The 13,660-nt window shown below is 37.0% G+C and carries 14 protein-coding genes; 7 read left to right on the top strand and 7 right to left on the bottom strand.

Features of this window, described 5'->3' with window-relative positions:
- Positions 1 to 39: 39 nt before the first annotated feature.
- Complete coding sequence (gene lepB / locus B9A58_RS01235) at positions 40 to 1,131, top strand: signal peptidase I (protein ID WP_084370608.1); 1,092 nt, start codon at positions 40 to 42, stop codon at positions 1,129 to 1,131.
- A gap of 83 nt (positions 1,132 to 1,214) precedes the next feature.
- On the opposite strand, the gene ung is transcribed toward lepB, so the two are convergent.
- Complete coding sequence (ung, locus tag B9A58_RS01230) at positions 1,215 to 1,877, bottom strand: uracil-DNA glycosylase (RefSeq protein ID WP_084370607.1); 663 nt, start codon at positions 1,875 to 1,877, stop codon at positions 1,215 to 1,217.
- 80 nt (positions 1,878 to 1,957) lie between these two features.
- On the opposite strand from ung, the gene apaG reads away from it, so the two are divergent.
- From apaG to B9A58_RS01215, 3 genes are all read left to right on the top strand, one after another.
- Complete coding sequence (gene apaG / locus B9A58_RS01225) at positions 1,958 to 2,344, top strand: Co2+/Mg2+ efflux protein ApaG (protein ID WP_084370606.1); 387 nt, start codon at positions 1,958 to 1,960, stop codon at positions 2,342 to 2,344.
- 74 nt (positions 2,345 to 2,418) lie between these two features.
- Positions 2,419 to 3,147 carry an O-methyltransferase gene (locus B9A58_RS01220; RefSeq protein WP_084370605.1) on the top strand — a complete coding sequence of 243 codons (729 nt, stop codon included), beginning with the start codon at positions 2,419 to 2,421 and terminating at the stop codon, positions 3,145 to 3,147.
- Between the two features lie 74 nt (positions 3,148 to 3,221).
- Positions 3,222 to 4,151: a coiled-coil domain-containing protein gene (locus tag B9A58_RS01215; protein WP_084370604.1), complete on the top strand. Its 930-nt coding sequence runs from the start codon at positions 3,222 to 3,224 to the stop codon at positions 4,149 to 4,151.
- Here the strand turns inward: B9A58_RS01215 and B9A58_RS01210 are convergent, their stop codons facing one another.
- Positions 4,152 to 4,577 (bottom strand): hypothetical protein, encoded by a 426-nt coding sequence (locus B9A58_RS01210; RefSeq protein ID WP_084370603.1) that lies wholly within the window; start codon positions 4,575 to 4,577, stop codon positions 4,152 to 4,154.
- A gap of 125 nt (positions 4,578 to 4,702) precedes the next feature.
- Here B9A58_RS01210 and B9A58_RS01205 point away from each other — a divergent pair, with 125 nt between their 5' ends.
- A complete protein-coding gene (locus tag B9A58_RS01205) occupies positions 4,703 to 5,164 on the top strand; it encodes a MarR family winged helix-turn-helix transcriptional regulator (RefSeq protein WP_084370602.1) in 462 nt (153 codons plus the stop codon).
- Here B9A58_RS01205 and B9A58_RS01200 read toward each other — a convergent pair.
- The 3 genes from B9A58_RS01200 to serA form a co-directional block, all read right to left on the bottom strand.
- On the bottom strand, positions 5,161 to 6,084 hold the full coding sequence (locus B9A58_RS01200) for a universal stress protein (protein ID WP_084370601.1): 924 nt from the start codon (positions 6,082 to 6,084) through the stop codon (positions 5,161 to 5,163). The genes B9A58_RS01205 and B9A58_RS01200 overlap by 4 nt on opposite strands.
- Positions 6,085 to 6,153: 69 nt before the next feature.
- The gene (locus B9A58_RS01195) at positions 6,154 to 7,236 is read right to left on the bottom strand and encodes an aminotransferase class V-fold PLP-dependent enzyme (RefSeq protein ID WP_084370600.1); all 1,083 of its coding nucleotides are present in this window, start codon (positions 7,234 to 7,236) and stop codon (positions 6,154 to 6,156) included.
- 313 nt (positions 7,237 to 7,549) lie between these two features.
- The gene (serA, locus tag B9A58_RS01190; RefSeq protein WP_084370599.1) at positions 7,550 to 9,448 is read right to left on the bottom strand and encodes a phosphoglycerate dehydrogenase; all 1,899 of its coding nucleotides are present in this window, start codon (positions 9,446 to 9,448) and stop codon (positions 7,550 to 7,552) included.
- Between the two features lie 458 nt (positions 9,449 to 9,906).
- On the opposite strand from serA, the gene B9A58_RS01185 reads away from it, so the two are divergent.
- Together B9A58_RS01185 and B9A58_RS01180 are read left to right on the top strand one after the other, a co-directional pair.
- Positions 9,907 to 11,178, top strand: coding sequence for a cation:proton antiporter (locus B9A58_RS01185; protein WP_084370598.1), 1,272 nt, complete (start codon positions 9,907 to 9,909; stop codon positions 11,176 to 11,178).
- A 39-nt stretch (positions 11,179 to 11,217) separates the two neighbouring features.
- Positions 11,218 to 11,853 carry a GOLPH3/VPS74 family protein gene (locus tag B9A58_RS01180; RefSeq protein ID WP_084370597.1) on the top strand — a complete coding sequence of 212 codons (636 nt, stop codon included), beginning with the start codon at positions 11,218 to 11,220 and terminating at the stop codon, positions 11,851 to 11,853.
- A 40-nt stretch (positions 11,854 to 11,893) separates the two neighbouring features.
- On the opposite strand, the gene B9A58_RS01175 is transcribed toward B9A58_RS01180, so the two are convergent.
- Positions 11,894 to 12,313, bottom strand: coding sequence for a hypothetical protein (locus tag B9A58_RS01175; protein ID WP_084370596.1), 420 nt, complete (start codon positions 12,311 to 12,313; stop codon positions 11,894 to 11,896).
- 1 nt (position 12,314) lies between these two features.
- Positions 12,315 to 13,397: a potassium channel family protein gene (locus B9A58_RS01170; protein ID WP_084370595.1), complete on the bottom strand. Its 1,083-nt coding sequence runs from the start codon at positions 13,395 to 13,397 to the stop codon at positions 12,315 to 12,317.
- Between the last annotated feature and the right edge of the window lie 263 nt (positions 13,398 to 13,660).

Genomic DNA, 13,660 nt, shown 5'->3' with positions numbered 1-13,660 from the left:
TTCATATAATATCATATATTTGCCGAAATTAAATCAACTATGAATTGGAATTTTTTTAAGCCCAAAAAGAAAGTAGAAAAGAAAGGTCCAGTAAAGGAATGGGTAGATGCCATTGTCTTTGCAGTAGTAGCAGCAACCCTCATACGTTGGGCATTTATGGAAGCGTTTACAATTCCTACACCTTCTATGGAGAATTCGCTGTTGGTAGGAGATTTTCTTTTCGTGAGCAAAATCAATTATGGCCCCAGAACGCCAAAAACCCCTTTGCAGTTTCCGCTTACTCATGCAAAAATATGGGGGACGAATATTCCTTCTTATACAGATGCCATCCAATTGCCACAATTTAGATTTCCTGGATTTGGTGATGTAGAACGAAATGATGTGGTGGTGTTTAATTACCCTCCAGAATTTGAGCATCCTACAGATCTAAAAACACACTACATCAAAAGATGCGTGGCAGTGGGTGGTGATACCATAGAAGTAAGGGATTCTCAAGTGTATATAAACGGAGAAAAAGGAGAGAATCCAGAAGATATGCAGTTTGCTTATTACTTACGAACTGATCAAAAAATTAATGATCGCGTCTTTAAGAAAAATGGGGTTTGGGATTATAATCGGGGCGCAAACAATGGATTTTATCAAATGCATGCTCGGCCAGAAGATGCCAAGAAATTTGAAAATTTAGACTTTGTAGAAGAAGTGATCCCTCACAAAGAGCCAGAAGATTTCGTAAACCCTAGAATATTTCCGAATGCCTCAAGATTTCCATGGAATGCTGATTTTTTTGGACCACTAGTCATACCGGCAGAAGGCATGACTATTGATCTTACAGAAGACAACGTGGCTATGTACGGCACTACTATCCGAAACTATGAGGGGCTTGACAATGTAGACCTGAAGGAAACAGAGCTTTTCGTTGATGGCAAAAAGGCAACTTCTTATACGTTCAAACAGAATTACTATTTTATGATGGGTGACAATCGTCACAACTCAGAAGATTCAAGATTCTGGGGTTTTGTCCCAGGCGATCATGTAGTAGGTGAAGCCTCATTTATCTGGATGTCTATAGATCCAAACGAAAGCTTCTTCAGCAAAATCAGATGGTCTAGACTGTTTAACGGGATTGACTAATTGATTTAAAATTCAAGGTTCAAAGTTCAATGCGCTGAGTAGTGAATGAATTTTGAACTTTATGCTTTGAATCTTGAACATAATTACCACTCAATTTCCTTTAAGCCATTTTCTCTCAAATATGTATTGGTCTTACTGAAATGTTTATTTCCAAAGAATCCTCTATGAGCTGCAAAAGGGGAAGGGTGAGGAGACTCTAGTACGCAGTGTTTGGTTTGGTCTATGAGTGCTCCTTTCCGCTGGGCATACGCACCCCAAAGTAAAAAGACCAGTTTTTCCTTTTCTTCAGAAAGTACTTGGATCACGGCATCTGTAAACTGTTCCCAGCCTTTATTCTGATGTGAACCCGCTTGATGTGCACGGACAGTCAAGGTGGCATTCAACAACAATACGCCCTGTTCGGCCCAACGATTGAGGCAGCCATGAGGTGGCAGGTCAATATCAAGATCATCTTTGATTTCTTTAAAAATGTTTTGAAGAGATGGAGGCATACGTGTGCCTTCTTGTACAGAAAAACAGAGCCCATGTGCTTGTCCTTCACCATGGTACGGATCCTGACCAAGTATGACCACTCGTGTATCATCAAATGAACTCAAGTCAAACGCGCTAAATATATTTTTCGCGGGTGGAAATATTTTATGTTTCTGATATTCAGACTTCACAAAGAGCGTCAGGTTCTTGAAATACTCAGCTTCAAATTCCTCTTGAAGTCTAGGCTTCCAGCTTTTTTCAATTTTTACATCCATTATTTTCGAAAATAAAATAAATTCACTTACTTGTACACTCAAGATAGAGCTATTTCATTTTTAATAGTGATAAAAAAGTGATGGTAACAGAGATAACAAAAGGCATAAAAGTGAGCGTGGAGACAGAGTACCAGCCAAAGTATTCTAGCCCCAGACAGTTTCATTATGTCTTTACTTACAAGGTTACTATCGAGAACCAAAGTGAACACACCGTTCAACTCAAATCAAGACATTGGTATATTAAGGACGCTGCATACAGTGATCGAGAGATAGAAGGTGAGGGGGTAGTTGGACAGCAGCCAATTATCGAACCAGGCCAAGAACATGTATACGTATCTGGCTGTAATCTTAAAAGTGGATTAGGTAAAATGATTGGAACTTATCTGATTGAGAGAATCATAGATGGGAAGAAGATTGAAGTGCGAATCCCTGAATTCGTCATGGTCGTTCCAGACAGATTCAACTAGACCACCTGCTTTTCTTGAATTTCAAAATTATTTTTTTTCGAATCTTTCGATACATTAAGTATTGGCTTTTAGCCATGGACGAGCATAGTTTGCAGTCTCCATTCCTATTTCGAGTTTACCAAAAGGCTTTAAATCCAACTTCAAGAAAAAGTGTCCATCATCAAAATATAGAGGAGCTCAGACAGCAGCTATATTTAGATAGTAGAAGTATCAAATCAAATAACTTTGGGTCTGGCTCAAGTCTATCATCTAATCGCTCAAAAGAGGTAAGCTCCATAGCTAAGTCTGGCATCACAGAAAGATGGCAATCTGAAATACTGATCAATCTTATAGAATATAATAAATGCCAAACCTTACTTGAACTGGGGACTTCTCTGGGCATTAATGCTATTTACCTTAGCCATGCAAAAAACATTAATCAGGTGGTTACAATAGAAGGTAATCAAGAATTGGCTCATATTGCGCAGGCGAATTTTAAGCAATTGGCTCCTCAGGAAATTGAATTAGTCGTCTCAGACATTGATCATTTTCTTGGTCAGAATAGTAGGCCATTTGATTTTATATATATTGACGCTAACCATGCTTTTGACGCGACTATGAGCTACTTTGAGCAGTCTATGGAAATCATTTCAGAGCAAGGAATAATTGTTTTAGATGATATAAACTGGTCTTCAGATATGCGTCGAGCCTGGCAAACTCTGATCAGCAAATTCCCCGATCACCTATATATTGAGAATCATAAACTTGGAATAGTTTTTGTAAATGTAGCACTCAATAGAAATCATTTCATTTTGAGATTTTGATTAATATTTTGAGTAAATAAATGGCAATTGCTTATGTGCAATTATCTTATATTTTTGCAGCTATATAATTAACTATGGAAAATCAAGCTTCAACACCAGAAAAGAAATCAACACCTGAAAAAGGACAGAGCAAAAGGATTGTTACAGTTGTTTTGGTTTTGCTTTTGATGGCCTCTGGAGGTGCATTCGTTTACAAATTTATTGAGTCATCTGAGTTGACGAAACAAAATCAATTGACTCAAGAGCAGTTAGATCAAGCTTATAACGACCTGGATTCCATGAGCAATGAGCTTGATACAAGAATACTGAAAATCGCACAGCTGGGAGGTGAGATTGATACCTTGCTGCAAATCAAAACAAAACTTGAAGAGGAGAAAAAGGCGTTCAGGAAGAAAACATATAAGCAGATCAATGATCTTCAAGGGAAGGTTCAAGGGTACAAAGAACTGTTGCTTGCTCAAGATGTAGAAATAGAAAGACTTAAAGTCCTAAATGATTCTTTAATGGTGGAAAATACAGAGCTTAAAGTAGAGGCCAATAGCCTGACTGAATCCATTAAAGACCTAAATCAAAGCAAGGCAAAACTTGAAGAGAAGGTAGCAACTGCATCAAAACTTAAAGTAGAGAGAGTAGATATTTTGGCTATTAGCTCAAGTGGTAAAGAAAGACCATCACCTTTTAAGAATAGACATATAGATCATTTGAAAATTGATTTTGAAATTCTTGAAAACCGTGTGGCACCCATAGAAGGAAAAGGCATCTTGGTTAAGATTACAGCTCCTGACGGGAACGTGATTTTTGATGTCGCTGCTGGATCTGGTACTTTCGTTTTTGATGGTAGAGAGAGTTTTTATACCGTCAAGAAGGATATCCTGTTTGATAGAAACAGTCAAGCACTTACGTTCTTATACAATAAAGGGAGTGATTACGATCTAGGTAAATACACCCTGGAGGTATTTACAGATAGTTATAAAATGGGAACAGCTTCTTTTATAGTAAAGTAGTTATTTGCCAAAGTAAGCAAGCACATTTCCCTTTTCGTCAAACAATACTTTGGTGCAACACATGAGTACAATAAGTGCCATGACCATAAGTTGACCACCATCATTGCCTACAATTATTCCAATAAAAAAGATATGGGACAATATAGCACCCATCATTAGTCCTACACCTAATAAGGCGCCAAGACCAGCGTGCTTTGGCCACAATAAAAGAATGGAGGCAATAAGTTCCAAAATACCCGTGCCCACTCTAAAAATGGCCTCAAAATCTCCGTGACCAAATATGGCAGTTGTTAAATTAATGAAAAGAGATCTTGACTCATTCAAGAAGGCTTCTCCTCCAATGCCAAATTTGAACAATAACGTTTCCAGCAAAATAATAGCTGCTATTATTCTGGGTAGGTACTTAACAATGCTTTTTAAAGTCATCTGAAGAGCGTATGATTTGAGACATAAGTTACAACAAACCAATAAAATGTTCCTCAATATTGGAGTTCAATATTTATGTGACTAACATTAATGTATCGACATTAGATACAAATAATACTATTGTTATGGGACTTAATAAAGACATAAAGCAAAAAAAATTCAAATCTGAATTCGAAAAAGCAGTGGTCAATTTGATATACACCAGAAACTGGTTTGAGCAACAGCAGCAAAGGGTACTGAAACCTTATGGCCTAACATTGGCACAGTATAATGTAATGAGAATTCTAAGAGGTCAGCATCCTGCAGTCTGCACAGTAAACCTAATCATAGACAGAATGCTTGACCGTATGTCTAATGTTTCTAGGATCGTAGACAAGCTTGTTTCAAAAAAATTAGTATCTAGAATTCCTAACAAAGAAGACAGGAGAGCAGTTGATGTGCGTATCACTGATACTGGACTTGAAGTCTTGGATAAATTAGATGTCTCGCTTCAGCACCTTTTTGATGAGATCAATATTTTTTCAAATGAAGAGTGTAAGCAAGTGAATAGTTTCCTGGACAGATTTAGAGGTACAGAACCTGATTAAATCCCTTTCAGAATATCCAAAAGACCTTTTTGTTTGTCCTTAGATCTAACCACCAAAATAGGAATCTCAGAGTGAAGCTGGACTAACTTTTCAGCACTGCCACCAATAAACAATGAAGCTGCTGCCGTAATTCCCTTGGCTCCAATGACAATGGCACCTGCTTTTATTTTTTTAGCAGTTTTATATATGGAAGAGATAATATCTTCATGTCTATCCAAGGTGTAGATAGGCTCAATGCTCAAATCAGTCTTATCGAATTTCTTTTGAAATACTGCATAGTCTTTTTTGGCATGCTCTTCCATGATGGCGGCAAATTCTTCAAAAGACTTACCTGTGTAATGATAACCACTAGGGACTTGATACACATGCTGAGTAATACACTTTGGTTTAGGAAAATGATTAATGTTTAAAAGGTCAATCGTTTGGTTGACTGCATCTAACGAGTTTTTAGAGAAATCAATAGGAACCAAAACTTTACTAATCCTTTTATTGAACCCCTTGGGTATAATGAGTAATGAACAAGCCGCTCTTCTGGCCAGCCTGCTGATAATCACACCACCACCTGGTTTTTCATTTTTTCTACCCACAATAATTAGATCTACTTCCTTGCTAGCACTAAACTTCAGGATGGATTTGGTAGGCTGACCTGATTTAATTTCGACACTTATTTTTGAATTATTGTGAATATAGTAACGATCAATCTCTCGTTCGATCTCTCGTTTTCTTTCGGCAAGTGCATCCTCAACAATGTTTGGAAACTCCTTTTTTATTGCCGCAGGAACATTCAAATCTTTAATTACATTAATAAACTTAACTAGCTTGGTATCAGCAAGTTTAGCAATCATAGACGTAGCATAAATCAACTCCTTGTCTAGATCTGAATGATCTAGTGCTACCAATATTTTTTCGAATTTATACATCAGATTCGTTCGTTCAGGTCGTAATAAAACTTACAGTATTCAATTTAGCACAAAAAGATAAATCAAATTTTAAAAATCCAACTGATTTATCTCATCAACTAACATTTCTATCTGTTCTTTGGAATGTGTGGGAAAAGAAGCAATGCGTATGTGTTGATTTTTAAATTGACCATAACCACTACCTATATTGAGCCCTTTTTTAGCTAATGCTTCAATTAACTTTTCAGAGCCGCCTTGAACCTGAGCAACACCCACGGTCTGAGACCTAAATTTTTTCTCAGTTACAAATGATGTTAGTTTAGGGTGAGACTCAAACAAATGGTATAATACAGCACTTTTGTATGTTGCTTCCTGCCTGATTTGACCAATGCCCTTCCTAAGCATGTCTTGTACTACCTTTCCTAGTAGGTATATATTCATCACATTTGGCGTACACGTGGTTTGGTGCTTTTTGGCCATTTTAGCAATTTTTAATATACTGTTGTAGGAATCGTGATATTTACCTTCAGACTTTAGTTTCTCAGCCTTTTCTATACATCGCTCATTGAATGTCCACACACCCAAGCCAGCCGGAAGACCAAAAGATTTTTGCACTGAAAAGTATAAACTATCCAATTGATGGAAGTCGAATTCAGGTATGGGAAGTGAGCTTACGGCATCAACAGCCAGAAGTGGGTCTGGATATTTGCTGCGTAGCAAATTTATGTCTTCTACAGGCATAGCAGCGCCAGTACTGGTTTCATTTTGAGCAAGCCCAATAAGCTCTACTTCCTTGTCAATTTCAACTGTAGCCAGGTTGTGATGGGTTCCAGCCTCTGTGATTCTAGCTTCAGCATTTTTACCGTGCGAGGCTACTGCGCTATGAAATTTCTTTGAGAAGTCGCCATTTACAAAATGTAGTGAATAATTGGCAATCAAATTTTCACTCATTCGATCCCATATTTCTGTGGCTGAAGAGGTAAATCCAATGGTGAAATTGTCTGGCAACTGAAGTAATTCCTGTAGGGCCTCACAGGTTTCTTGTTGCATTTTTACATAGTCTTTACTTCTATGACTTATAGAAGGAATATTAGACCTTAGAGCTTCCTTTAAATGTTGCTCTACTGTGAAATAGAGACCAGATGGGCCAGGAGTAAAGAATATGTTTTTCATAAGAATTTTGAATCAAAAAAATAGATAATAAAGAAGAATTTGACTGCTAATATTCATTGCAAAATGAATACATTTGTTGGACAAATCTCTGGGTTTTTGAATGTTTATTAAGCTAATACTATAAAAATGACCGAGTGATTTCTGTGGCTAAATCGGGCCTCATTCCGACCTCTGGTCGGAACTCTTAGGAGATAACAGAGGAAGATTGAATCATTTGAATAGCTCAAATCCTTACATTTTCAGGTTTAATTAAACCGATTCCCAGAGATTTATTAAAAAGTCTTCCCGATAATATCGGGAAGACTTTTTTTCGTTAATACAGTACTCTGAAACGTATGGTGCCTTCAATTTTCCTAAGGTCAGCAATAGCATCTTTATCATAATCCTTATTGATATCAGTGATTACATAGCCCACCGTATCGTTTGTTTTTAGATACTGTCCCATCACATTGATGTCGTGCTTAGCCAATGTATTGGTAATTTTGGCCAAGACGCCAGGCTGGTTGTGATGTACGTGTATAAAACGATGTGCGTCCTGAAGAATTGGGAGGGTAAGATTCGGAAAGTTTACGCTATTGGTGGTCGTCCCTGTGTTGATATAATCAATGATTTTGGTAGGAACAAATTCCGCAATATTTTCCTGAGCCTCAAGAGTGCTTCCACCAATATGTGGTGTAAGGATGACATTTGGAAGCCCTCTAAGTTCGGACACAAACTCATGGGCATTACTTAAAGGCTCTTCTGGGAATACATCCACAGCAGTACCAGCAATTTTTCCACTTTCTATATTCCTTTTGAGTTCTTGAATGTCAACCACATGACCTCTGGAAAGGTTCATGAATATGACTCCATCTTTCATGTAGCCGAATTCTTTCTTGCCTATGACATTGGCATTTGTTTTTCTTCCATCTACATGAAGTGAAACTACGTCTGCTTTTGACAATAATTCTTTCAAGGATTTGCATTTGGTTGCATTACCTAAAGCCAGTCTTTCATCAAGGTCATAGTAGAACACATTCATGCCTAATGCCTCAGCCAATACTGACAGTTGTTTGCCAATGTTGCCATATCCAACTATGCCTAATTTCTTTCCTCTGATTTCAAAACTACCATTGGCAGACTTATCCCATTTGCCCTGATGCATAGAGAAAATTTTATCTGGCAAGTTTCTGATCAATAGGATCATTTCGCTGATTGCCAACTCCACGACTGACCTGGTGTTGCTAAATGGAGCATTAAACACAGCAATTCCTCTCTTGGTGCATTCAGCTAAGTCAATTTGGTTGGTGCCAATGCAGAAGGCCCCAACAGCCATCAACCTATTGGCGTGCTCTAGCACTTTTTTGGTTACTAGAGTTTTTGAGCGAATACCCAAAATGGAAACGTCTTTGATTTTCTCACAAAGATCGTCTTCGTCAATACCCGCAGGGTAGATTTCTATCTGATAACCTTCCTCTTTTACTATTTTCACGCCTTTCTCATGGATGTTTTCCAAAAGCAGGACTTTGATTCTATTCTTAGGATATGATAATGCTCCTTCCATTTTATTATGATAAAGTATTTCGTCTAAAGAGGGGGCCACGTGATCGGCATTTTTCACCACATCTTCACGAGCAACATTCTCAGTAAATGCATAAAACCTGTTGGCTTTTCCTTCTTTTCTTATTTCGTAATCATTGTAACCATCACCTATCACATGAATTTCCCCTTCCAATTTCAAGGCTTCTATTTTTGCAGGCTTACCCTTGCTTTGTGATAAGATGTTGTTTTCATCAAATCCTATAATATTTCCGTCTTCGTCGAATACAAAGGTGTTGGCATGTACGTTTTCCTCTTTGATTCCATACTTCTGTACAATAGGGTAGATAAATTCCTTGAACCCATTAGACAGAATGAAAACGTGGTCTGCGTGTTCTTTAAGAAAAGTTTTGTTCCTTTTGAAGGATTTAGAAACCAATTTTTTGAGCATGGTAATGAGAATTGGAATATGCTCAGCCTTAGCATCTAGGATTTGTATGCGCTGGTTCAAGGATTCCCTAAAAGAGAGCTTTCCACTCATAGCCAAATCCGTAACTTCAGCTATTTTTTTTAGCCGATCAATTTTTTCTGGGTGATTCTTGAGTGATATGGATCCCAGCACATCTAATGCTTCAACACTTGTAAAAGTGCTGTCAAAGTCTATCACGAAGTTTTTTGTAGCCGTTTCCGTCATGCTATGCAATGCCTAATTAATTGAATGACTATTTACTTTTTAATATCACCAGGGGTTTGTTGGTGCAAAATTATTTTGATTCTTTGTATTAATGCTTATATCTGCTATAATTTATAACAACAGGTTGTATATTTTGATAAATCTTTAAAAAAATGAAATATTGTTAGTGAATTTCAAAAAATACAGGAGTAAACCAAATGAAATTTTCCTTCAGTGAAAAGGTCAGCAGAAGATTGTTATCTCAAGTCTACTGCTAGATTTTATAGACCATGAATAGAATCCATTCTATGGTCATATCTTTAAGGTATGCTCAAAACCTGTGGATTGAATAATTGTGAATGTACGGATAGTTTATTTGTAGTATATTGGTGATATTCTTAACAAATAGTATAATTGCACTATTGGAAGAAAATTGAAAGTGGAATTATTATAGCAACTAAAACTAAAACTTTGCTCAAATGGGTATTTTAGACCTTATCACCTTACTTATTTTCCTAGCCGCCGCTTTTACACTTATCAATATTACCTTTCTAAAATTACCTTCGACGATAGGATTGATGGCCATTGCCTTGGCTTCATCTGTTGCCATTGTTTTCTTAGGATTTGCTGTTCCTTCAGTTATGAATGGAGCCAGCCATATTGTTGAAGAGTTTGACTTTAAAGAGGTATTGCTGAATGTAATGCTTAATTTTTTATTGTTTGCAGGAGCCTTATCAGTTGATCTAAGCAAACTGCTGCAGGAACGATTGCCAATTATTGTACTAGCTACCATAGGTACTTTAATGTCCACATTTATTGTTGGATTTTTAATGCAGTTTGGTTTTGGACTGGTTGGTAGTGAAGTTGATTTGATTTATTGCTTGCTGTTTGGTGCTTTGATATCACCTACAGATCCTATTGCAGTATTGGCGCTTACCAAAGAATTTGGTTTGGATAAAAACTTAGAAATTAAAATCGCTGGAGAATCATTGTTTAATGATGGCGTTGGTGTGGTTATATTTTTAACCATTTCTGGCATTGCTATGGCAGGCCATGGTGGTGGACATGGAGCGCACGGAGGTGGAGAGGAAATTACGGCCATGAGCGTAGCTGTTTTATTTATTAAAGAGGTAGCTGGTGGTTTACTATTAGGAGCAGGTTTTGGGTATTTAGGTTTTAAGCTTCTGAATTATATTGACAATGATCATGTGGAGCTAGAAGTGTTGGTGACATTAACACTCGTGATGGTAGGAGGGAGAGTAGCTGAACTTATTCATGTTTCTGGTCCTCTTGGCATGGTTGTGATGGGTCTTTTCATTGGAAATGAAGGCAGAAGCGAGCATTTGGCCAATGCCACTGGCGAATATGTTTTTAAGTTTTGGCACTTATTAGATGAAGCCTTGAATGCCATACTTTTCATTTTAATAGGACTTGAAGTAATCATTATAGCGCAAGATTTTAAAATGGAATTCTTAATGATTGCACCTATAGCTATTGTAGTAGTTCTCTTTGCTAGATTTTTGGGGGTGTCCATTCCCATCAAAATCATGGAAATGATGGGCAAGAAATTTGAGGATAAAAGTATCATTATATTGACGTGGGGCGGTTTAAGAGGAGGAATTTCTGTAGCTTTGGCGCTTTCATTGTCAGATGAGATACCTCACAAGGATATTATTTTGGCAGCTACCTATGCAGTAGTTGTTTTTTCAATTCTTGTTCAGGGTTTAACGATCAAAGGGATATTGAAATAAAGATTGAAATCAAATTAGTAGAAAATAAATTACGATTAGATGAAACTAAGTTTAGCAGAAGGATTGATGTTGATTGCACTGGATGACGAAGAGGGAAGATTGTTGTCAGCAGCTGAGCATTCTATTGATCACGGGCTACTGTCCATTTTGATATTGGAATTATCCCTTATCAAAAGAGTTGGATTCGAAGACAATAAGATCATTGTGAAGGATACAACAGGCACTGGAAATAAAGTACTTGACAATGTACTGAAAGCAATTGGTGGGGGTGGAGAATCAGTCTCCAATACCGTAAAGAAAATTGCTCCTGGATTTGATGGTATTCAAGATGAAATGATTGAACTGTTGGTTCAGCGAGGAATATTGAAAGTGGAATCAACCAAGCTTTTGTGGATTCCTGTTTCTGAACGAATGGATAATGCGAATTATGCATTTGAGCAAGAAATTAGAGATACGCTAAAGGCAGTGGTTCAAAAAGGACAAAAACCTACACCTGCGATCATTATACTAATGTCTATGATTTCTAATTGTAAAATATTGGAAGAGGTGTTCAAAGAGAAAGATGAACTGATAGATGCAGTAAAGGCTGCAAAAGACATTACTAATTCACCAGTAATTGACCCAGAAACACAGAAAGTATTGAGCGACTTAAAGACGCATTTCTTGACTTTATAAAAGTAATCAAGCATAAAAAAAGGGAGCTGATCAGATTTGATCAGCTCCCTTTTTTTATGGGTTTATTATCCCTTAATGATTTGCTGTTCCTCAAATGAAATTGGAAAAGCGAATTGACACTAGATTCGGCCTCTTCCACAGATATTTCATTTTCCTTCGCCAGAAGTTCTACCTGAATATCAATCAAAGTTTTTAAGTAGGCCTTAATGGAATCTTGATTTGCCATGGTTTTATTGGCCTTCATAGCCATAAAACCAAAACCCTCGTGAGGATTGTTTCTATCTCTCTCAAGAATGTAATATTCATGCCCCTCTATCTCTACCTGATCAAAGTGATATTGAATGTCTTCATGTATCTCGCTAAAATTCGGGCCATCTGCGTGATTTACATCTCTGTTTTCGCAAGCACTCAGGCCTACAAGAATGAGTCCTGACCATATTAATTTATTGCTCAAATTCATATCAACTTTCTTTAAAGTAACCTTCTTGCACATTAAAAGCACTTTGAATTTGCTGAAATGAGCTGCCATTGACAATAATGATCAGATAGTCTCCTAGCGAAATAGTAAATTTTTTCTCGGGGTTTTTGATCAATTGCCGTTTGCCGTTTTTATCCCTTTTGCTCATACCAATAAGTATCCCATTATAGATTTTTTTGATATTGTCGAATGACTCATGATAGTCTTTGTTGAGATATGGGTTATCATAGGTGACCAAAAACTGCTTGATATCATAATCTGTAGGTGTATGAGCAAATGACATAATATCTTCTGTATAAGCTGCTACATCCGGCTCGAACATATAACTGGCCAATATTTTGGATGAGATGTCATGGGGTGAAATGGCGTTGGTTACTCCAGCACTAATAAAGGTATTTTTAAGATTAGCATTTTCTAGCGTTACCACAAATTCAAGGTTCTCAAATACCTTTTTCATATTGAGAATGAAAACCAACTTTTCTGTGTCATCATCTAAGTTTACAAAGACTACAGTAGATTCTTCTATGTTGGCCTTTTTAAGCATGTCAGTATTCTCAAAATCAGAATAAAGCGTAAAGACCATATTATTGTCATATTTCTCGTGAATATGTTCAATGTGGCTTTTGATATTGGTAACTATGGCTACCTTTTTGTTAGCACCAATAAGCTGTTCTACGACGAGTTGTCCAAAGTCGCTCCAACCAATCATTACGACATGTTGTTCAAACATGGTTCCGTTGTACCCTAACATTTTGTTTTGTTTTAAAGTGGTAATTAAGTTCGTGATTTGCCCTATGAGTAATCCATAGATGCCTACACTAGTCAGTACAAAAATAAATCCGATAAATCTTCCATAAAGCGTTACTGGATATATATCTCCGTATCCTACAGTAGTTAGGGTGGCGATAGTAAACCACATGGCTTGGTGGTAATCAGTGATGCTAGACTGGCTGCTATCTTTCTCAAAGTTGATGAGCAAAGTAATAAGTACTATATAGATAATGGCTCCTACAATCGATCCAAATATGAAGCGATTTACTCGTCTTCTTTCACTTGCGTTTAGCATTGATTAGTTATAAAATACAACTCAATTTATAAAAAATGAAGATATCCAAAATTGATATCCTAAAGAAATTTTGACAGGATTATTCTTGAATTGAGTTAGGCCAATAAATTTGAATGGGAGTGATATTCTAAATAAAAAAAGCTCCAGAATATCTTCTGGAGCCAGCAGCATTTTGAGAAAAATTAATTATGACTCTAAAGTAGAAGGGGTCGATTTCAAAATGCTGCCAACGTTGTTAAAAATCTTGCCAAAGCCCCATTGCA

It is taken from the genome of Reichenbachiella faecimaris, assembly GCF_900176375.1.
In the GTDB taxonomy this organism is placed as follows: domain Bacteria; phylum Bacteroidota; class Bacteroidia; order Cytophagales; family Cyclobacteriaceae; genus Reichenbachiella; species Reichenbachiella faecimaris.
The sequence above is the reverse complement of the archived record's forward strand: the minus strand, read 5'-3'. Positions and strand labels throughout refer to the sequence as shown.